Raw genomic sequence first — 21,089 nt, 5'->3', positions numbered from 1 at the left:
TCGATCCCTCGAAATGGAGACTGATAGCACAATAGTGGCGCGATATTAGATGGCCATTATTCTGGCGTCAATGAATGATTGGATCCAGAAAGCGCAATCGACAAGGGGCAACACCTGAACCGGATGATCACGAGGAATCCCAGGCATAAAAAAACCGGACATTTTTGTCCGGTTTTTTATGGGTCGCTACAACGGCTTATTCAGCAGCCGGCGCTTCCGGCTTGCGGCGCTTGAGCGGCGCCATGCCGTCCTTGCTGACCAGCGACAGGGCGTCGGTCTTCGGACGGTTGGCGATCTTGCGCTTGGTTGGCGCCTTGGCGCCGGTTTTCTTCTTGTCGCCTTTGGCGTCGACCTTTTTCTTCTTCACGCCAACCGCTTTGCCCGAAGCCTTGACCTTTTTCGGTCCGCCGTAGGTGCCTTTGATTTCCTTGATGGTGCGGCGCTCGAAGCTCTGCTTGAGGTAGCGCTCGACGCTCGACATCAGGTTCCAGTCGCCGTGGCAGATCAGCGAGATGGCCAGGCCATCGTTGCCGGCGCGACCGGTACGACCGATGCGGTGAACGTATTCGTCGCCGCTGCGCGGCATGTCGAAGTTGATCACCAGGTCCAGGCCATCCACGTCGAGGCCGCGAGCAGCGACGTCGGTGGCGACGAGGATTTTCACGCCGCCCTGCTTCAGGCGGTCGATTGCCAGTTTGCGGTCCTTCTGGTCTTTGTCACCGTGCAGGACGAACGCTTTGTAGTCCTGCGCCACCAAGCGGCCGTAAATACGGTCGGCCATGGCCCGGGTGTTGGTGAACACGATGGCCTTCTGATAGGTCTCGTTAGCCAGCAGCCAGTTCACGATCTGTTCTTTGTGCTGGTTGTGGTCAGCGGTGATGATCTGCTGACGGGTGGTCGCATTCAGATCGCTGACGTTGTTGAGCTGCAGGTGCTCAGGGTTGTTCAGCACCTTGGCGACCATCTCGCGCAGGCCCGAACCACCGGTGGTGGCGGAGAACAGCATGGTCTGCTGACGGTTGGTGCACTCTTGCACCAGACGCTGGACGTCTTCGGCAAAGCCCATGTCGAGCATGCGGTCGGCTTCGTCGAGGACCAGTACTTCAACTTCTTTTAGGTCGAGGTTGCCGGCGTTCAGTTGCTCGATCATCCGGCCCGGCGTACCGATCAGGATGTCCGGCACCTTGCGCAGCATGGCAGCCTGGACCTTGAAGTCTTCACCGCCGGTGATCAGGCCGGACTTGATGAAGGTGAACTGAGCGAAACGCTCAACTTCCTTGATGGTTTGCTGGGCCAGCTCGCGGGTCGGCAGCAGGATCAGGGTCTTGATGCTAACGCGGACTTTAGCCGGGCCGATCAGACGGTTGAGGATCGGCAAAACGAACGCAGCGGTTTTGCCGCTACCGGTTTGCGCTGTCACCCGCAGGTCACGCCCTTGGAGCGCCAGCGGAATAGCCGCTGCTTGCACAGGCGTTGGCTCGACAAATTTAAGCTCGGCCACGGCTTTGAGCAGGCGTTCGTGCAGGGCGAATTGGGAAAACACGGGTGCTACCTCGAAGAAATACAAAAAAACAGCTGCATAGGGTAACGGTTTCGAGCGCTGAGGCCGAGTTTCTTTATACAAACGGCGCTAAACAGTGGTTTTTTTGTTGCCTCTTTTTTCTTCAAGCGTCATCCAAAGCGTCTTAAATGCTCTAATCGCCCGTCGCGTCCTACAGAAGAACCGTTTTCGCCCATGGATATCAAACAGCTCTGGCTCAACGTCCAAGACCTCTGGGGTGCCCTTGATCAGCACCCGCTCCTGCATTCCAGCCTGGCATTGGTGCTATTGCTGGTGATTGCGCTGGTCCTCGGACGGGTGGCGCGCTACCTCATTCTGCATGCGACCAAAATGCTCGGTCGCCAGCCCGCGTTGCATTGGGTCAACGACTTGCGGCACAACAAGGTCTTCCATCGCCTGGCACAGATGACCCCGTCGCTGGTGATCCAGTTCGGCTTGCACCTGGTGCCGGAGTTGGGCAAGACCAGTCTGATCTTCCTCGGTAACGTCGCGCTGGCGTTCACCATTCTGTTCCTGATGTTGGCGGTCAGTGCCCTGCTCAGCGCCCTGCTCGACATCTACGCGCGCACCGAACATGCCCGCACCCGCTCGATCAAAGGCTATGTGCAGTTGACGAAAATGGTCTTGTACGTGTTGGGCGCGATCATCATCGTCGCCACGCTGATCGACCGTTCGCCGCTATTGCTGCTGTCGGGGCTGGGCGCCATGTCGGCAGTGATTCTGTTGGTCTACAAAGACACCCTGCTGTCGTTCGTCGCCAGTGTGCAGCTGACCAGCAACGACATGTTGCGGGTCGGCGACTGGATCGAGATGCCGCAAGTCGGCGCCGATGGTGACGTAGTCGACATCACGTTGCACACGGTCAAGGTGCAGAACTTCGACAAAACCATCGTTTCGATTCCGACCTGGCGCCTGATGTCCGAGTCGTTCAAGAACTGGCGCGGGATGCAGCAGTCCGGTGGGCGACGGATCAAGCGCTGCCTGTTCATCGACGCCAGTGGCGTGCGGTTCATCCGTGATGACGAAGAGCTGAAGCTATCCCAGGTGCATCTGCTGACCGACTACATCAGCCGCAAGCAGGCCGAACTCAAGGCCTGGAACGAAGCCCAGGGCAATGTGGCGGCAATGTCGACCAACCGTCGACGGATGACCAATATCGGGACCTTCCGCGCCTATGCACTGGCGTATTTGAAGAGTCACCCGCAAATCCAGCCGAACATGACCTGCATGGTCCGCCAGATGCAGACCACGGCACAGGGCATTCCGCTGGAGCTCTACTGTTTTACCCGCACCACGGCATGGGCCGATTACGAGCGGATTCAGGGGGATATTTTTGATTACCTGCTGGCGGTGTTGCCGGAATTTGGCTTGAGCCTGTATCAGCAGCCCAGTGGCGGTGATTTAAGGTCCGGGTTGGTGCCGGCGCTGCTGGGTGCAAGCCACATCCCCCAAGCCGAAAAACACATCATGTAGCACCACATCTCCCACAGGGGTCAGTTGTCTACTTTCCAAAAAGTCGGCCTACCTGAACCGCATCGGCGCTCCCGTTCTGTTCAAGTGCGAGGAAATACTTCAGCTGCCATTGCTGCGTCCTGATCGCCTGTTTTGCGACAGGCCTGACCCAGGGCGGATAGACGCGAATGGCGCGTTTGCCGCCGTCACCGTCAATCGACATGACCCCTTTGGCCGCCAGTATTTTCTGGTCAAACACAAACTGTCCCCAGTGCGTTTCATCAGCAACGCTCACCACCACAAAGGCAACCCCATCGCCGGTGTCTAGCGGTGCAATTTCGCCGGCCGGCGTCGGCCGTTTCCACAACGTGACGAACTGGCCGATCTTGGTCGGCGTGGTTTTCGCCACACGGTAGACAATCGTCTGGCCATCGAGGCCAAAACGGCAGGCGCCGTATTCGGCACTCTCCTCCTCACGCCGAACTTCATCCGTTAATGTCATGCCTGCGGGCTTGTAGATCCGCTCGATGGCGGCGATCAGGTCCGTCATGGCCGTTCCCGCAACGGCAGCACTTCTCGCCTGACACCCAATCGGCTGATCCACACCGCCAGCAAAATCACCGACCCGCCGAGGAACAACCGCCCCAGCGCTTCATGCTGATTCCAGATCAGCAGATTGATCAGCAACCCAAGCGGCACATGCAGGTTGTTCATCACCGCGAGCGTCCCTCCATTCACCAGGCACGCGCCTTTGTTCCACCAGTACAGCCCCAATGCGGTCGAGACCAGGCCGAGGAACACCAGCACGCCCCATTGCAGTGGTGCTTCGGGCAGGAAGTTCTGTTTGCCGAACAGCAGAAACGCTGGCAACGCCACCGCCAATGCGCCGAGATAGAAGTAACCGAAGCGTCGATAATGCGGCAGATCGCTTGGATGACGGGCGACCAGATGTTTGTAGAGCACCTGCCCGGCGGCGTAGGTGAAGTTGGCCAGTTGCAGCAGCAGGAACCCCATGAGGAAATCCGGGTTGATCCGGTCGTAGCGAATCACGGCCGCGCCCATCACCGCCACCAATGCTGCGATCAATGCCCAGGGGTTGAAGCGTCGGTTCAGCGCGTCTTCGATCAAGGTCACGTGCAGCGGCGTGAGGATGGTGAACAGCAACACCTCCGGCACTGTCAGCACCCGAAAGCTCAGGTACAGGCAGACGTACGTCACGCCGAACTGCAATGCGCCGATCAGCAGCATGCCGCGCATGAATGCCGGTTCAACCGAACGCCAGCGGGTCAACGGAATGAACACCAGCCCCGCCAGCACCACTCGCACCAGCACCGCAAAGTAACTGTCGACATGACCGGCCAGGTATTCGCCGATCAAGCTGAAGGAAAACGCTTGAATCAGCGTGACAAAAAGTAGATAGCCCATGCTCGCCTCGTTTCGAATGGCGGCGACGATAGCGGTTTTTGTCGGCCTTCGCTAAATCACAGGCAAAAAAAAGCCCGATCTCGCTAAAGCGTTCAATCGGGCTACAGCACTCAGGAGCAATAAGTGCAAAGGGAGGTTTGATGCGCGTAAAGCCTTGAAGGGGTTGCGCCAGGACACTTGAACATCAAGGGATTATCTGGCGATTAAAGCCTCAGGCGACGAGGAAAAGCTTTGCATTAGCCTGGCTCAGGCCTTTCGCCTGGAAGTCACCGCCCAGGTTCATGCCTTCGGCATGAATGAACGTGACGTCGTGGATCCCGATGAACGCCATCACCTGACGCAGGTACGGTTCCTGGTGATCCGCCAGGCCGCCGGCGTAGATCCCGCCGCGGGCGGTCAGCACGTAGGCACGCTTGCCGCTGAGCAAGCCTTGCGGGCCGGTGTCGGTGTACTTGAACGTCACGCCGGCACGCAGCACATGGTCGAGCCAGGCTTTGAGGGTGCTCGGGATGGCGAAGTTGTACATCGGCGCGGCCATGACCAGTACATCCGAGGCCAGAAGCTCGTCGGTCAACTGGTTGGAGCGCTCCAGGGAGGTCTGTTCGATGTCGTTGCGCTGCTCGGCAGGTTTCATCCAGCCGCCCAGCAGGTTGATATCCAGATGCGGCACCGGGTTGACGGCCAGGTCACGAACGGTGATGGGGTCGTTCGGGTGCGCGGTTTGCCACTGGCTGATGAAGGTCTGGGTCAGTTGACGCGAAACCGAGTCTTGCTGACGAGCGCTGCTTTCGATGATCAGAACGCGGGACATGGGATGTAGCCTCCATCTGAGAATGCTGTAAGTCGATGGAGTGAAGGTTAAACAGAGTCAAATCGATGAAAAAGCGCAAATAACTGCTATAACCCATCAACAAATTCGTTTACAAGCGGAGCATGCCTGGCGGGCGTACTCCGCTGGAGGTCATTTGGGGGTGCACGTCAGTTTGATACGCATCTTGATGATGCTTCGGTTGAACTTGGCGGTGGCATTTCGGTGTTTACCAGCGGCCACTTCGATATTGCGGGTGCGCGGCGCTTCCGGGCCATTGTTGAAAACCACCTTGCAGGCCGCATCGGTGGTGCCGTAGTTGTTCACCCGAAGGGAGGCGATGTCGCTATCCGTGTCATACGCGTTGTAGTCGATGCTCAAGCCGTTCAGCTGTTTTTCAACGTCGATCGGATAGGCAAACGCCGTCAGCGGCAGCATCGCCAGCAGCACACAACCCGATACCACACAACAAAGCTTTTTCATTCAGCAGTCTCCAGAAAGGACTGCCAGCTTAGGACAAGAGGAGCTATTCATGAAAGCGCCCCGCGTGACCCTTGATCAATGGCGAACGTTACAGGCCGTGGTCGACCACGGTGGTTTCGCTCAGGCCGCCGAAGCGCTGCACCGCTCTCAATCATCGGTGAGCTACACCGTGGCCCGCATGCAGGACCAACTCGGCGTGCCGCTGTTACGCATCGACGGCCGCAAAGCGGTGCTGACCGAAGCCGGTGGCGTGCTGCTGCGCCGTTCGCGGCAACTGGTGAAACAGGCCAGTCAGTTGGAGGACCTGGCCCATCACATGGAACAAGGCTGGGAAGCGGAAGTGCGGCTGGTGGTTGACGCCGCCTACCCGAGCGCCCGCCTCGTTCGCGCCTTGACCGCCTTCATGCCACAGAGCCGTGGCTGCCGGGTGCGTCTGCGTGAGGAGGTGTTGTCGGGCGTTGAAGAAGTACTGCTCGAAGGTGTGGCTGATCTGGCCATCAGTGGTTTCAGCATTCCGGGTTATCTGGGCGCGGAATTAAGCGACGTCGAGTTCGTCGCGGTCGCCCATCCCGAGCATCCCTTGCATCGCCTCAATCGCGAACTGAATTTCCAGGACCTGGAAAGCCAGTTGCAAGTGGTCATCCGCGACTCCGGTCGCCAGCAACCACGGGACGTCGGCTGGCTCGGCGCGGAACAGCGCTGGACCGTCGGCAGCCTGGCCACGGCGGCAACTTTTGTCAGCAGCGGTCTGGGTTTCGCCTGGTTGCCTCGGCACATGATCGAACGGGAACTCAAGGAAGGTCTGCTCAAACGGCTACCGTTGGACCAGGGTGGCAGCCGCAACCCGAGCTTCTACCTGTACTCGAACAAGGACAAACCCTTGGGTCCGGCCACGCAGATTCTCATCGAACTGCTGCGCACTTTCGACACGGCGCCGCTGGATGCACCTTTCGCCGCCCCTGAACAAGCCTGACACGGAGAGCACGCATGGCCTATTTCGAACACGAAGGTTGCAACCTGCACTATGAGGAATATGGCCACGGCACGCCGTTGCTGCTGGTCCACGGGCTGGGTTCCAGCACCCTGGACTGGGAAAAGCAGATCGCGGCGTTGTCGGCCCGCTACCGAGTGATCGTTGCGGATGTACGCGGCCACGGTCGCTCCGACAAACCTCGCGAGCGCTACAGCATCGCCGGCTTCAGCGCCGACCTGATCGCCCTCATTGAACACCTGAACCTTGGCCCCACTCATTACGTGGGCCTGTCCATGGGCGGCATGATCGGTTTTCAACTGGCCGTGGACCAGCCGCATTTGCTCAAAAGCCTGTGCATCGTCAACAGCGCGCCCGAGGTCAAACTGCGCAGCCGCGACGATTACTGGCAGTGGTTCAAGCGCTGGAGCCTGATGCGCGTCCTCAGTCTCGGCGCCATCGGCAAGGCCCTGGGCGGCAAACTATTCCCCAAACCCGAACAGGCCGACCTGCGTCAAAAAATGGCCGAGCGCTGGGCAAAAAACGACAAATATGCTTATCTCGCCAGCTTCGATGCAATCGTTGGCTGGGGGGTTCAGGAACGACTTTCGAGGGTTTCCTGTCCAACCCTCATCGTCAGCGCCGACCGCGACTACACACCGGTCTCGCTGAAAGAGACCTACGTAAAACTGCTGCCCGATGCGCGGCTGGTGGTGATCGCCGATTCGCGTCACGCCACCCCGTTGGATCAACCCGAAATTTTCAACCAAACGCTGCTCGAGTTTCTAACCGCAGTCGACACCACCTCACTCAGGATCACTGACCCATGCTGAAAAAAATCGCCCTCGTCGCTGGCTCCGTGCTGTTTGCCGCCAACCTGATGGCCGCAACGCCCGCCAAGGCGCCGCACGTGCTGCTGGAAACCACTAACGGCCAGATCGAGATCGAACTGGACCCGGTCAAAGCGCCGATCAGTACCAAGAACTTCCTTGAATACGTCAACAGCGGCTTCTACAACAACACGATTTTTCACCGTGTGATTCCAGGTTTCATGGTCCAGGGCGGCGGTTTCACTCAACAAATGCAGCAGAAAGAAACCAAAGCACCGATCAAGAACGAGTCCAAAAACGGTCTGCATAACGTCCGTGGCACGCTGTCCATGGCCCGCACCTCTAATCCTGATTCGGCCACTAGCCAGTTCTTCGTGAACGTCAAAGACAATGACTTCCTCGACAGCGGTGATGGCTATGCGGTCTTCGGTAAAGTCGTGAAAGGCATGGACGTGGTGGATGTCATCGTCAACTCACAAACCACCACCCGTGGCGGCATGAAAGATGTGCCAGCCGACCCTGTGTTCATCAAGTCGGCCAAAGTCATCGACTAAGCTACACAGGAAGTCTTGAGCGGCTGCCGGACTGCGCCGCTCACACTGTTCAAAGGAGAGCCCGTGCGCGGGCGGAGAACTGATGCTTTATCGCCGTTTTGAGAAACTGATCGATATTTTCCGCGATGCCCCGACGGCCGCTCCGCCGGATCGGGTTCTCCCTTTCTATACCTATTACCTGAAACAGGTCTGGCCGAGTTTCGCCGTCCTGCTGTTCGTCGGTCTGATCGGTGCGCTGATCGAAGTGGCGCTGTTCAGTTACCTGAGTCGCATTATCGACCTGACCCAAGGCACGCCTAACGTCGATTTCTTCAAGGAACACGGCATCGAACTGGCCTGGATGGCAGTGGTAGCCCTGGTTTTCCGACCGATTTTTGTTGGCCTGCATGACCTGCTGGTGCACCAGACGCTGAGCCCCAGCATGACCAGCCTGATTCGCTGGCAGAATCACAGTTATGTGCTCAAACAGAGCCTGAATTTTTTCCAGAACGACTTCGCCGGGCGCATCGCCCAACGCATCATGCAAACCGGTAACTCACTGCGCGATTCGGCCGTACAAGCCGTGGACGCGCTGTGGCACGTGCTGATCTACGCGATCAGTGCGCTGGTGCTGTTCGCCGAAGCCGACTGGCGCCTGATGATCCCGCTACTGACCTGGATCGTGGCCTTCCTGAGTGCCCTTTGCTACTTCGTGCCACGGGTCAAGGAACGCTCGGTCGTGTCCTCCGATGCGCGCTCCAAACTCATGGGGCGGATCGTCGACGGCTACACCAACATCACTACCCTGAAGCTGTTCGCCCACACCAACTTCGAGCAGCAATACGCTCGCGAAGCGATCAAGGAACAAACCGAAAAAGCCCAACTGGCCGGCCGAGTGGTCACCAGCATGGACGTGGTCATCACCAGCATGAACGGCTTGCTGATCGTCGGCACCACCGGCCTGGCTCTCTGGCTGTGGACGCAGTCGCTGATTACCGTAGGCGCGATTGCCCTGGCTACCGGCCTGGTGATCCGTATCGTCAACATGTCCGGCTGGATCATGTGGGTGGTCACCGGGATTTTCGAAAACATTGGCATGGTTCAGGACGGTTTGCAGACCATTTCTCAACCGGTCAGCGTCACCGATCGCGAGCAGGCCAAACCGCTGGCGGTCACCCGTGGTGAAGTGCGTTTCGAGGACGTGGATTTCCATTACGGAAAGAAGCGCGGGATCATCGGCGACCTCAACCTGAGCATCAAGCCCGGTGAAAAAATCGGCCTGATCGGTCCGTCCGGTGCCGGCAAGTCAACCCTGGTCAACCTGCTGCTGCGCCTCTATGACGTGGAGGGCGGACGCATCCTCATCGACGGCCAGAACATCGCCGAAGTCGGCCAGGAAAGCCTGCGCGAGCGCATTGGCATGATCACCCAGGACACGTCTTTGCTGCATCGCTCAATCCGCGACAATTTGCTGTACGGCAAACCCGACGCCACCGACGCAGAACTCTGGGAGGCAGTGCACAAGGCCCGCGCCGACGAGTTCATCCCGTTGTTGTCGGACGCCGAAGGCCGCACTGGTTTCGATGCCCACGTCGGTGAACGCGGGGTGAAACTCTCCGGCGGTCAGCGTCAGCGGATTGCGATTGCTCGCGTGCTGCTCAAGGACGCGCCGATCCTGATCATGGACGAGGCCACCTCAGCGCTGGATTCAGAGGTCGAAGCAGCGATCCAGGAAAGCCTCGAAACCCTGATGCAAGGCAAAACCGTGATCGCCATCGCCCACCGGCTCTCGACCATCGCCCGCATGGACCGGCTGGTGGTGCTGGAAAAAGGCAACATCGCCGAAACCGGCAGCCACGCCGAACTGCTGGCCCATGGCGGGTTGTATGCGCGGTTGTGGCAGCACCAGACGGGTGGATTTGTCGGGATCGATTGAAGCGATCTTGCCCCCTCAGCCTTGCCGGTAAGGCAAGGCCGTCCTCGCTTCCTCGGCGTACGCCAACACGCCAACGCGCTCTTGTCGCAGGAAGTCTTTGACGGCGGCTTTCAGCCCGGGATGACGCAAATAGTGCCAAGAGTGAGTAATCACGGGTTCGAACCCGCGAATCAACTTGTGCTCGCCCTGGGCACCGGCATCGAAACGCTGGAAGCCATTGGCAATCGCGTAGTCCATGCCCTGGTAGAAACAAGTCTCGAAGTGCAAACGGTCGAACTCCGCCAGACAGCCCCAATAACGGCCGTAAAAACTGTCGCCCCCCATCAGACTGAACGCCATGGCCACCGGCCGTGAGCCTTGCTTGGCCAGCACCACGCGAATCGACTCTGGCATGCGCTCGGCCAGCAAACTGAAAAACTCCCGCGTCAGATACGGCGCTTGCCGACGCACTGCGTAGGTGTTGGCGTAGCAGGCATAGACAAAATCCCACTGCGCCTGATCGAGTTGCCTACCTTCAAGCCATTCGAAATCAATGCCCTGGCCCGCTACGTGTTCGCGTTCCTTGCGCATCTGCTTGCGCTTGCGCGAACTGAGAGCGTCGAGGAAGTCCTGAAAGTCCCGATAGTCACGATTCTGCCAGTGGTACTGACAGCCGATTCGCTGTAACCAGCCTGGCTGCTCGGCCAAGGCGGCGTCAGTGAACGGGTCGGTGAAGTTGATGTGGGCACTGGAGAGTTGTTCGATTTCAAGGTAGCCCGGCAGGCTTTTCAACAGTTCGAAACCGTCCTCGCGCGTGGCCGCCAGCAAACGCGGGCCGCTGACCGGACTGAACGGCACAGCCGTCAGCAGCTTGGGGTAGTAATCGATACCGGCACGCTCACAGGCATCGGCCCAGGCGTGATCGAACACGTACTCGCCATAGGAGTGCCATTTGCGGTAACTGGGCAGCGCGGCAATCAGGCGGTCGCCTTCGATGTGCAGCAAATGCTCGGGTTGCCAGCCCGAATGAGGGCCGACGCTGCCGCTGTCTTCCAGTGCGCTGAGAAAGGCGTGGCGCAGAAAGGGTTGATTCTCGGGTACCAGGGCATCCCACGTCTGCGACGCGATTTCGGACAGGCTTTCCAGACGTTGCAGCGGCATCAGTTCTTCCCTACTTCTTTGTGTGAAAGCCCGGCGAGTATCGCCCATCGCCAAAAAATCCACACGAGCAATCCGCCGACAGGGCTCTGGATAAGGGTTTACCCCATATTCATATCGTCATCGAGACGCCATCACTTTGCCACTGCCCTGTCATAAACCATCGCGATACTGGCGTCTGTTTTTAGAACGTCGGGTTCTAGCCCGGCCACTGCTTTCCGCCCATAAAGGTCGGTTGTGTCCTGGATGGCTCAGTCATCCTCTTTCATCTTCGGAGATTGATATGCGTCTTGCTTCCACGAAAACTGCGGCGGCCTTGTGTGGTGGGTTGCTGCTGGCCATGAGTGTTCCGGCCAGCGCCGCAGTCGACGCCAAACTGCTCGATATGCTCAAGGCAAACGGCTCGATTTCGCCTGCGCAGTACACCGAACTGCAAACCGAGCTGGCCAGGGATCAAAAAGACCAGCAAATCGCCCGCCAGGCTCAACAAGAGACCAACGAACAGATCGCGGCGACCGCGAAAAAAACCAATGAACTGAGTACCTTCGACCAGAAACTGGCGTGGGCTGCCAAGACCCAATTCAAGGGTGACGTGCGCTTCCGTCAGGAAAACGTGCACAACGATGGCGTCTCAAACAACAAAGACCAGGATCGTCAGCGCATTCGTGCCCGCCTGGGTGCCTACAGCGAGATCAACCCGCAAGTCGACACCGGTATCCGTATCGCCACCGGTAACAACGACGACGCTCGCTCCACCAACCAGAGTCTGGACAATTACTTCGACAAGAAGCAGATTTGGCTGGATCAGGGTTACGTCGACTACCACCCGGACGCCATCAAGAACCTGCACATCGTTGGCGGCAAGATGCCGCAGCAATGGGTGAGCATGGGCGACATCATCTGGGATAGCGACATCAGCCCGGAAGGTCTGTCGGTGGCTTACAAATACCCGCTGGGCGCCAGCACCGAGCTGTTCGGTAGCGCCGGTCACTACACCCTCAAGGACAACGTCGACGGCGACGGCGTGCAGTTCAAACACGACTTGCGCCTGTACGCTGGCCAGTTGGGTGCGCGCTTCGCTATCACCGACAACCTGAAACTGACCCTGGGTGGCAGCGTCTACGGCTACGACAACGACGACGACATCAGAGCCGGGGGCACCAGCATTCCAGCTGCACTGGCCATCAACGGCAACAGCCCGAACGAGCAATTCAAACTGTACGAAGGCTTTGGTCAGCTCGACATCGGTGGCCTGCCGATGCCGCTCTCGCTATACGGTCAGTACGTGAACAACAAAGACGCCAGCAACGATCAGGACTCTGCCTGGTTGGCCGGTGTAAAGACCAAGTTCTACGGCTTCGCCGTGGACTACAACTACCGCGACGTGCAGCGTAACGCAGTGGTCGGCGCCTTCACCGACTCCGACTTCGCCAACGGTTTCACCGGTTCGCGTGGCAGCAAGTTGAAAGTGAGTTACGAACTGGACAAGAACTTCGCCCTGGGGGCGACGTATTTCATGGCTAACTCTGACTACACTAACGCCACTCTCAGGGATTCGGACATCAACACCCTGCAACTGGATGCCGAAGCGAAGTTCTGATTCCCCGCTACACGACTCGGGCAAGGAAGCCCGAGCCGCTTTTACAAACTCGCGCTGTGGTATCGGTCCCCATCATCCGTCCGATACTGCAGCGCGAGTTTTTTTTGGCGCAAAAAAAAAGATCGTAGCTACTGCGACAAGCAGATCAGCGCTTGCGCAGAATCACGCTGCCAATCGAGTAACCGGCGCCGAACGAGCTGAGGACGGCCAGCGAACCGGCGGCCAGATCGTCCTGGTTCTTGTGAAACGCAATCACGGAACCGGCGGAGCTGGTGTTGGCGTAGGTGTCGAGAATCACCGGGGCTTCTTCTTCGCTGGCTTCGCGGCCCAGCAGCTTCTTGACGATCAGGTGGTTCATGCTGAGGTTGGCCTGATGCAGCCAGAAGCGTTTCACGTCGTTGATGTTGAGCGTGTTCTCTTCCAGGTGCGTAGCGATCAGCTCGGCGACCATCGGGCAGACATCGCGGAACACCTTGCGGCCTTCCTGCACGAACAGTTTGTCCTTGGCACCGATGCCTTCTTGCGCCGCGCGGTTAAGGAAGCCGAAGTTGTTGCGGATGTTGTTGGAAAACTTGGTCAGCAGCTTGGTGCTGACGATGTCGAACTGGTACTTGGACGTTGCCAGGTCAGCACGCTCGATGATCACCGCAGTCGCGGCGTCGCCGAAGATGAAGTGGCTGTCACGGTCGCGGAAGTTCAGGTGACCGGTGCAGACTTCCGGGTTGACCATCAAAATCGCCCGGGCCTGGCCCAGTTGCACGCTGTTGGCCGCAGCCTGAATGCCGAAGGTCGCCGAGGAGCAAGCGACGTTCATGTCGAAACCAAAACCCTGGATGCCCAAGGCTTCCTGGACTTCGATGGCGATGGCCGGGTAGGCCCGTTGCAGGTTGGAGCAGGCGACAATCACGCCGTCGATGTCCGCGGCGGTTTTGCCGGCACGCTGCAAGGCTTGCTCAGCGGCGCCGATGGCCATTTGGCAAAGTACCGACCACTCGTCATTCGAGCGTTCCGGCAGGCGTGGCGCCATGCGTTGCGGGTCGAGGATGCCTTCCTTGTCCATGACAAAGCGGCTTTTGATGCCCGACGCCTTTTCGATAAACGCCGCGCTGGACTCGGTCAACACTTCGATTTCGCCGCGCGCGATGGCATCCGCATTGTCGGCGTTGAATTGCGCGACGTAAGCGTTGAAAGACTGCACCAGCTCTTCGTTGGAGATGCTGTTGGCCGGGGTGTACAGGCCGGTGCCGCTGATGACGACGTTATGCATGGTCGTTTCTCTAATCTGTTCAGGCAGAAAGTATTGGTACCGACGTACCAACACACAAAGGATCTGCTCCCGTCAGGGGACGCAAACCTGGCATCGCTTTATTCCGATCCGCCCAGACCTGCGAAGGCTCAAAACCACGGGACCGGCGTTTATAGGCGCGAAGTTTGCCATAAACATTGGGTTTTGGCGCCTTCTGCGAGATCGAAGATCTACGGCTCCACGAGTGTCCATTGTTTGTTCAGGCGCTTGTCGGAGATCGGCACCTTGGTCCCCAATTGTTGGGCGAACAGGGAAACCCGGTATTCCTCCAGCCACCAGCGATAGAGTTCCAGCTGCGGATCGCGTTTGCCTTCCTGGGCATGTTTGTTGGTGCGGGTTTGATATTGCGTCCACAGCCCAGTCAACTCCCCGCTCCAGACCCGGTCCCTCTGCACCTGAGCGCCGATTTTCTCGAAGCGCTGCTCGACCGCTTTCAGATAACGCGGCAGGTCTTTGAGCCACTGCATCGGGGTTTCCCGGACGAAACCCGGATACACCAGATGACTGAGCTGCTGCTTGATGTCATTCAGGGCCACGGCTTGCGCCAGATCGATCTTGCCCTTGAAGCGTTTTTGCAGGCCGTGCCAGAGTTTGAGAATCTCCAGCGTCAGCTTGGCCAAGCGCTCGGCGTGCTCGGTCCAGCCACCGCGTTTGCGTTCGGCCAGTGACGCCAACCCGGCGCCATCCCGTGGCAACGGGTCTTCGCCGTCGAGAATGCAGCTGTCGAGGCTGGCCAGCAGAATGTCTTCGACCAGACTGTCGATGCGGCCCATGTCGCGGTACATCAAGCCCAATTCGGTCAGCCCCGGCAACTTGCTGCGCAGAAACTTCGCCGGTTCGGCCAGTTGCTGCATCAGCAAACGCTGCAAGGCGCGGCGATGTTGAAACTCTGCCTCGGCCGGCGTCGAGAAACGTCCTTCCTTGACCGTGCCGCTCTCTTCCACCAGCGCCGGATACACCGTCATCGATAGCCCGGCGATCTTCTGCTGGGTTTTCTCGGCGACGGCGGCAAACACTTTCGGCTCCACCGGGTGCTGGTTTTTCGCGGTTTGCGGCACGGCCAACGCCGCTTGACTGGCTTGGGCAAAGCGTGCGGTCAGTTCCGCCAGATCACGCCCTTCGCCCAGGAACTTGCCTTGGCCGTCGACGATTTCCAGGTTCATCCGCAAATGACTGTCGACCTGCTGCGACGCTTCGGCCCAGGCTTCATCGCTGACCCGCGCACCGGTCATGCGCAACAGTTCACGGCCCAGCGCTTGAGGCAACGAGCCCTCGGCGAAAGTCATGCGTTGCAATGCGGCTTTGACGAAGTCCGGCACCGGTACGAAGTTCTTGCGCAGGACTTTGGGCAGGTTGCGCACCAGCGCGATGCACTTGGCCTCGATCACGCCCGGCACCAGCCATTCCAGGCGCTCCGGCGGCAGCATCGGCAACAACGGCGCCGGCACACGCAGGGTCACGCCGTCACGCGGGTGGTTCGGCTCGAAGTGGTAGCTCAGCGCCAACTCCAGATCACCGATGTGCAAGGTGTCGGGGTAATGCAGCGCGGTGACTTCACTGGCCTCGCGAGCCAGTACGTCATCTTCGCGCATGATCAGCAGTTGCGGGTCTTTCTGGCTGTTGACCCGGTACCAGCTGTCGAAGGTCGCGGTTTGGTGGATCTCCGCCGGCAGTCGTGCATCGTAGAAGGCGAACAGGGTTTCTTCGTCCGCCAGAATGTCGCGACGGCGAGCCTTGGCTTCCAGTTCGTCGAGCTGCTCCAGCAATTGCGCATTGGCCGTCAGGCACTTGGCCTTGGACTGAATCTCGCCGCGTACCAGGCCTTCACGAATGAAGAATTCACGAGACACCAGCGGATCAATCGGCCCGTAATGCACCGGCCGGCGACCGACCACGATCAGCCCGAACAAAGTGATCTGCTCGAACGCCACGACTTGACCGCGCTTCTTCTCCCAATGGGGTTCGAAGTGGTTTTTCTTGATCAGGTGCCCGGCCAAGGGTTCGATCCAGTCGGCGTCGATCTTGGCGACCATGCGCGCGTAGAGCTTGGTGGTTTCCACCAGTTCGGCAGCCATCAGCCATTGCGGACGCTTTTTACCGAGGCCCGATGACGGGTGAATCCAGAAACGCCGCTGACGGGCACCGAGGTAGTCACCGTCTTCGGTTTTCTGACCGATCTGACTGAGCAGCCCCGAGAGCACAGCTTTGTGCAGTTTCGGATAATCCGCCGGCTCTTTATTGAGGCTCAACTGCATGTCGCGGCAGATCAGGCTCAGCTGACGGTGAGAGTCGCGCCATTCGCGCAGACGCAGGTAATTCAGGAAGTTCTTGCGGCACCAATTGCGCAGCGGGCTGGCGGTCAGCGCCTGGCGCTGTTCTTCGAAACCACGCCACAGATTGACCAGCCCGGCGAAATCCGAGTCCACGTCTTTCCATTGCGCGTGGGCCTGATCGGCCGCTTGCTGACGTTCCGGCGGACGCTCGCGCGGGTCCTGAATCGACATGGCGCTGGCGACAATCAGCACTTCCTGCAAGCTGCCGAGTTTCGCCGCTTCCAGCAGCATGCGGCCCATGCGCGGGTCCACTGGCAAGCGCGCCAACTGGCGGCCAAGCGGCGTCAGCTGGCTGTTGCGGTCGACCGCCGAGAGTTCTTGCAGCAGGTTGAAACCGTCGCTGATGGCTTTGCCATCCGGCGGCTCGATAAACGGGAAATCGGTGATCTCGCCAAGGCGCAGATGCAGCATCTGCAAAATTACCGCCGCGAGATTGGTGCGCAGGATTTCCGGGTCGGTAAATTCCGCGCGACCGATGAAATCTTCTTCGCCGTAGAGGCGGATGCAAATGCCCGGTTCGACCCGCCCGCAACGACCTTTACGCTGGTTGGCGCTGGCCTGGGAAATCGCTTCGATGGGCAGGCGCTGGACCTTGGCGCGGTAGCTGTAACGGCTGATGCGCGCGGTGCCGCTGTCGATCACGTAACGAATGCCCGGCACGGTCAGCGAGGTTTCCGCGACGTTGGTCGCCAACACCACGCGTCGGCCCGGATGCGACTGGAAAATCCGCTGCTGTTCGGCCGGCGACAGTCGCGCGTAGAGCGGCAGAATTTCGGTGTGCTTGAGCTGGGCCTTGCGCAGCATGTCCGCCGCGTCGCGAATCTCACGCTCGCCGGGCAGGAACACCAGCACATCGCCGGGGCTCTTGCGCTCGCTGCGTTCGAACGCGGCGATTTCGTCGAGGGTCGCGAGAATGGCCTGATCCACCGTCAAGTCATCCTCGACGCGGTTACCCTCTTCGTCCTGCTCCAGGGTCAGCGGGCGATACCAGGTGTCCACCGGGAAGGTGCGGCCGGAGACTTCGACAATTGGCGCGTCATCGAAGTGTTTGGAGAAACGCTCCAGGTCGATGGTCGCCGAGGTGATGATGACTTTCAGGTCCGGGCGACGTGGCAGCAGGGTTTTGAGGTAACCGAGCAGAAAGTCGATGTTGAGGCTGCGTTCGTGGGCTTCGTCGACGATGATCGTGTCGTAGCGTTCGAGGTAGCGGTCGTTCTGGGTTTCCGCCAGCAGGATGCCGTCGGTCATCAGTTTGATCAGGGTATTGGAATCGCTCTGATCCTCGAACCGTACCTGATAGCCGACCAGCGCACCCAACGGCGTCGCCAGTTCTTCAGCGACCCGGCTGGCCACGCTGCGGGCGGCGATTCGACGGGGCTGGGTGTGGCCGATCAGGCCATGCTGGCCGCGACCGATTTCCAGGCAAATCTTCGGCAACTGGGTGGTTTTACCCGAGCCGGTTTCGCCGGCAATGATCAGCACCTGATGCTTGAGCAGCGCTTCTTTGATTTCGTCGCGCTTGGCGGCGATCGGCAGGCTGTCGTCATAACGAATCACCGGCAGGCTGGCCCGCCGCGCCAACACCTGATCACAGGACGCCTGCATGCGCGTTACCCACTGGGCCAGCTTGGCTTCGTCAGGTTTTTTACGCAGCTCAAGCAACTGCCGCCGCAGCCGGTGGCGGTCGGCGAGCATGGCGTGATCGAGGTTTTTCAGCAGTTTGTCGATGGAAGGCGATTCGTCAGTCATCAGGTACGCAATAAGTCGTCTAGTGGCGCAGGGGGCGGATTGTCGCAGATTTGCGCCCTGCTGTGATCGTTCCCGCGCGGGGGAACGATCAGTGTCAGGTGTGGCGGTGTGAGCTATTCGTTGTCGAGGCCTTTGCGGCGATATGGGAACACATCAATCACCTTCCCCGCGCGAATGGCTTCCTGAAGGCTTTTCCAGTAATCGGCGTTGTACAACTCACCATGCAACTGATCAAACAACTTGCGCTGCCCCGAATCGGCAAACAAAAACGGCGGAAACTCTTCAGGAAACACATCCAGCGGCCCAATCGAATACCACGGCTCGGACGCCATCTCATCTTCCGGTGTGCGCGGTTGCGGGATATGCCGGAAGTTGGCCTCGGTCAGAAAGCAGATCTCGTCATAGTCATAAAACACCACCCGCCCGTGACGCGTGACGCCAAAATTTTTCAACAGCATGTCGCCGGGAAAGATGTTCGCCGCCGCCAGTTGCTTGATCGCCAGGCCGTAATCTTCCAGCGCCTCGCGGACCTGAGCGTCGTTGGCGTTCTCCAGATACAGGTTCAACGGCGTCATCCGCCGTTCGGTCCAGCAGTGACGGACAAGCACGGTGTCATCCTCTACCGACACGGTGGACGCGGCCACTTCGAGCAATTCTTCCAGGCACGCCGGGTCGAACTTGCTCAACGGGAAACGGAAGTCGGCAAATTCCTGGGTGTCAGCCAGACGCCCGACCCGGTCGACGCTTTTCACCAAACGGTACTTCTCGACTACCGTGGCGCGGTCGACGTTCTTTGACGGCGAGAAGCGGTCCTTGATGATTTTGAATACGGTGTTGAAGCCCGGCAGGGTAAACACGCTCATCACCATGCCGCGCACGCCCGGGGCCATGATGAACTGATCGTCGGTGTTGGCCAGGTGATTGATCAGCGCCCGGTAGAACTCGGATTTCCCGTGTTTGTAAAAGCCGATCGAGGTGTACAGCTCGGCGATGTGCTTGCCCGGCAGGATGCGTTTGAGGAAACCGATAAACTCCGCCGGCACCGGCACATCGACCATGAAGTACGAACGGGTGAACGAGAAAATGATCGAGACGTCCGCTTCATCGGTAATCAACGCATCGATCTGAATCCCGCGCCCTTCGCGGTGCAGCAGCGGAATCACCAGCGGCCATTGCTCGTCCTGGGTGTAGATGCGCCCGACCAGGTACGCGCCTTTGTTGCGGTACAGCACTGAGGAAAACAGCTCGACGGACAGCTGCGGGTCTTTGCACACCCAGTCCGGCAGGTTCTCGCGCAGTTGCGCTTCGAGGCGGCGCAAGTCGCCGGCCAGGTCGGCGTAATCTTCGCTGAAGCGGTAGTCGGCAAAGATGCTCGCCAACATTTGCGACAAATGCCCCTGGGGCTTGTAGGTGCGGGTTTGCGCCGCCCGGGCCCGGCGCAGGCTCGGCCGGGTGGTGTGGATGAACATGCAGCCGTCGCTGATCAGGTCGTGACTGAACAGTCCGCAGAAGATCGAGTTGTACCAGGTTTCGGACAGTTCATCGTCGAAGCGCAGGTCGATCAGCGTGATGTAAGCGCTTTTGACCAGCGGCCAGCAGCTGACATCCAGCGTGCCGGCGTCGAAAGCGATGCGCAGCCGCTCCACCGTTTCGCTGACTTTCTCTTCGTAGAGATTAATCCGCGCGGCCGACGCCGATTGCGTCTCCTGCCACTTGGCCTGCTCGAAACGAGCCCGGGCGCCGTCGGTGATCTGGCGGAAATGCTCGCGGTAATCGTCAAAGCCGTCGAGGATCATTCGGGCGATGTCGGCGGCTGGCCATTGCTGCGGCATAGGTAAAACCTCGGCGGCTGATGCTTATCGTGGGGCCTGAGCTTAGTGGCCCTTTGTTACGCAACGCAACCATTGCCTTGCGTCCTGACTGGCGCGACACTTGCGCGCTAATCAAGGAAGGAACGTGCTGTGAACCCCGTCGATACTCTGCGTTTGTTGTCGCTTGCCGCCATTTGGGGCGCGAGCTTTCTGTTCATGCGCATCATCGCCCCGGTGATTGGCACAATCCCCACTGCTTTTTTCCGCGTGTCGATTGCCGCGGTCGGGCTGCTGGTGATTCTCGGGCTGATGCGCATCAGTTGGGATTTCAAAGGCAAGCTCAAAACCGTGATGCTGCTCGGGGTGATCAACTCCGGGATTCCGGCAACGCTTTATTCCGTTGCAGCCCAAGTGTTGCCGGCCGGTTATTCGGCGATTTTCAACGCCACCACGCCGTTAATGGGCGTGCTGATCGGCGGTCTGTTCTTTCATGAAAAACTCACCGCCGCCAAGCTTGGCGGTGTGTTCCTCGGGTTGTTTGGCGTGGGCATCTTGACCCGTGCCGGTCCGGTGGCGTTCGACACGGAACTGCTGATGGGCGCCCTCGCCTGCCTGCTCGCCACGACTTGCTACGGTTTCGCCGGATTCCTCGCACGGCGTTGGCTTGATCAGGCCGGTGGTCTCGACAGCCGTCTATCGGCGGTGGGCAGCATGCTGGGCGCCACGTTGTTTCTGTTGCCGCTGTTTGGGTACAGCGTGATCAGCCAGCCACCCGAGAGCTGGGGCGGCTGGAGTGTCTGGTTGTCGCTGCTGGGGTTGGGGCTGGTGTGTACGGCGTTTGCGTACATTATTTACTTCCGCTTACTCAGCTCGGTTGGCCCGGTGAAGTCGATGACCGTGACCTTCATGATCCCGCCGTTCGGGGTGTTGTGGGGGGCGATGTTGCTGGATGAGCCGTTGTCGATGGCGCACATCTATGGCGGGGTGTTGATTGCGGCGGCGTTGTGGTTGGTATTGAAGACGGCGGTGGTGAAACCGCTGGAAGTCGCTGCGCGGTAGTGGTGCTGCGCGGCTGATACGGTGATCCACCAACCGACATTCCCCGCGACTGCCGAGGACGGTCTGATGTTTCGCGGCGAGCATGCACTGGCCAAA

The 21,089-nt window shown here is 59.3% G+C and carries 15 protein-coding genes and 1 pseudogene; 7 read left to right on the top strand and 9 right to left on the bottom strand.

Translation table 11 applies throughout. From position 1 onward, the window contains the following. Positions 1-196 precede the first annotated feature (196 nt). Complete coding sequence (locus ACXPVS_RS19985) at positions 197-1,543, bottom strand: DEAD/DEAH box helicase (protein ID WP_458511467.1); 1,347 nt, start codon at positions 1,541-1,543, stop codon at positions 197-199. Positions 1,544-1,735: 192 nt separating this feature from the next. On the opposite strand from ACXPVS_RS19985, the gene ACXPVS_RS19980 reads away from it, so the two are divergent. Further along, positions 1,736-3,034, top strand: coding sequence for a mechanosensitive ion channel family protein (locus ACXPVS_RS19980; RefSeq protein WP_458511466.1), 1,299 nt, complete (start codon positions 1,736-1,738; stop codon positions 3,032-3,034). Positions 3,035-3,062: 28 nt separating this feature from the next. Here the strand turns inward: ACXPVS_RS19980 and ACXPVS_RS19975 are convergent, their stop codons facing one another. From ACXPVS_RS19975 to ACXPVS_RS19960, 4 genes are all read right to left on the bottom strand, one after another. Further along, positions 3,063-3,563, bottom strand: coding sequence for a MepB family protein (locus tag ACXPVS_RS19975; RefSeq protein ID WP_458511465.1), 501 nt, complete (start codon positions 3,561-3,563; stop codon positions 3,063-3,065). Continuing rightward, positions 3,560-4,438 (bottom strand): carboxylate/amino acid/amine transporter, encoded by an 879-nt coding sequence (locus ACXPVS_RS19970; RefSeq protein ID WP_458511464.1) that lies wholly within the window; start codon positions 4,436-4,438, stop codon positions 3,560-3,562. Before ACXPVS_RS19970 ends, ACXPVS_RS19975 begins: the two co-directional genes overlap by 4 nt. A gap of 211 nt (positions 4,439-4,649) precedes the next feature. Beyond that, a complete protein-coding gene (locus ACXPVS_RS19965; protein WP_458511463.1) occupies positions 4,650-5,249 on the bottom strand; it encodes an FMN-dependent NADH-azoreductase in 600 nt (199 codons plus the stop codon). A 150-nt stretch (positions 5,250-5,399) separates the two neighbouring features. Next, a complete protein-coding gene (locus ACXPVS_RS19960; protein ID WP_458511462.1) occupies positions 5,400-5,729 on the bottom strand; it encodes a 3-phosphoglycerate kinase in 330 nt (109 codons plus the stop codon). A gap of 49 nt (positions 5,730-5,778) precedes the next feature. Between ACXPVS_RS19960 and ACXPVS_RS19955 the strand changes: the two genes are divergently transcribed. The 4 genes and pseudogenes from ACXPVS_RS19955 to ACXPVS_RS19940 all read left to right on the top strand — a co-directional run bounded on the left by ACXPVS_RS19955 (position 5,779) and on the right by ACXPVS_RS19940 (position 9,998). After that, positions 5,779-6,702 carry a LysR family transcriptional regulator gene (locus ACXPVS_RS19955; protein ID WP_458511461.1) on the top strand — a complete coding sequence of 308 codons (924 nt, stop codon included), beginning with the start codon at positions 5,779-5,781 and terminating at the stop codon, positions 6,700-6,702. A gap of 14 nt (positions 6,703-6,716) precedes the next feature. Beyond that, positions 6,717-7,522, top strand: a pseudogene (locus ACXPVS_RS19950) (alpha/beta fold hydrolase). 3 nt (positions 7,523-7,525) lie between these two features. After that, positions 7,526-8,083: a peptidylprolyl isomerase gene (locus ACXPVS_RS19945; protein ID WP_458511460.1), complete on the top strand. Its 558-nt coding sequence runs from the start codon at positions 7,526-7,528 to the stop codon at positions 8,081-8,083. Positions 8,084-8,165: 82 nt separating this feature from the next. Continuing rightward, the gene (locus ACXPVS_RS19940; RefSeq protein ID WP_458511459.1) at positions 8,166-9,998 is read left to right on the top strand and encodes an ABC transporter ATP-binding protein; all 1,833 of its coding nucleotides are present in this window, start codon (positions 8,166-8,168) and stop codon (positions 9,996-9,998) included. A 15-nt stretch (positions 9,999-10,013) separates the two neighbouring features. Here ACXPVS_RS19940 and ACXPVS_RS19935 read toward each other — a convergent pair whose 3' ends face one another. Beyond that, positions 10,014-11,138 (bottom strand): GNAT family N-acetyltransferase, encoded by a 1,125-nt coding sequence (locus ACXPVS_RS19935; protein WP_458511458.1) that lies wholly within the window; start codon positions 11,136-11,138, stop codon positions 10,014-10,016. 280 nt (positions 11,139-11,418) lie between these two features. On the opposite strand from ACXPVS_RS19935, the gene ACXPVS_RS19930 reads away from it, so the two are divergent. After that, positions 11,419-12,735, top strand: coding sequence for a putative porin (locus tag ACXPVS_RS19930; protein ID WP_458511457.1), 1,317 nt, complete (start codon positions 11,419-11,421; stop codon positions 12,733-12,735). 145 nt (positions 12,736-12,880) lie between these two features. Here the strand turns inward: ACXPVS_RS19930 and ACXPVS_RS19925 are convergent, their stop codons facing one another. The 3 genes from ACXPVS_RS19925 to aceK form a co-directional block, all read right to left on the bottom strand. Next, positions 12,881-14,002: a beta-ketoacyl-ACP synthase III gene (locus ACXPVS_RS19925; protein ID WP_458511456.1), complete on the bottom strand. Its 1,122-nt coding sequence runs from the start codon at positions 14,000-14,002 to the stop codon at positions 12,881-12,883. Between the two features lie 209 nt (positions 14,003-14,211). Continuing rightward, complete coding sequence (gene hrpA / locus ACXPVS_RS19920; RefSeq protein WP_458511455.1) at positions 14,212-18,123, bottom strand: ATP-dependent RNA helicase HrpA; 3,912 nt, start codon at positions 18,121-18,123, stop codon at positions 14,212-14,214. Positions 18,124-18,236: 113 nt separating this feature from the next. Next, positions 18,237-19,955, bottom strand: a complete 1,719-nt coding sequence (gene aceK / locus ACXPVS_RS19915; protein ID WP_458511454.1) for a bifunctional isocitrate dehydrogenase kinase/phosphatase — start codon at positions 19,953-19,955, stop codon at positions 18,237-18,239. Positions 19,956-20,084: 129 nt separating this feature from the next. Here aceK and ACXPVS_RS19910 point away from each other — a divergent pair, with 129 nt between their 5' ends. Continuing rightward, positions 20,085-20,993, top strand: a complete 909-nt coding sequence (locus ACXPVS_RS19910; protein WP_458511453.1) for a DMT family transporter — start codon at positions 20,085-20,087, stop codon at positions 20,991-20,993. Positions 20,994-21,089: the final 96 nt, after the last annotated feature.

Source organism: Pseudomonas sp. Ma2-10, assembly GCF_054330215.1.
The sequence above is the reverse complement of the archived record's forward strand: the minus strand, read 5'-3'. Positions and strand labels throughout refer to the sequence as shown.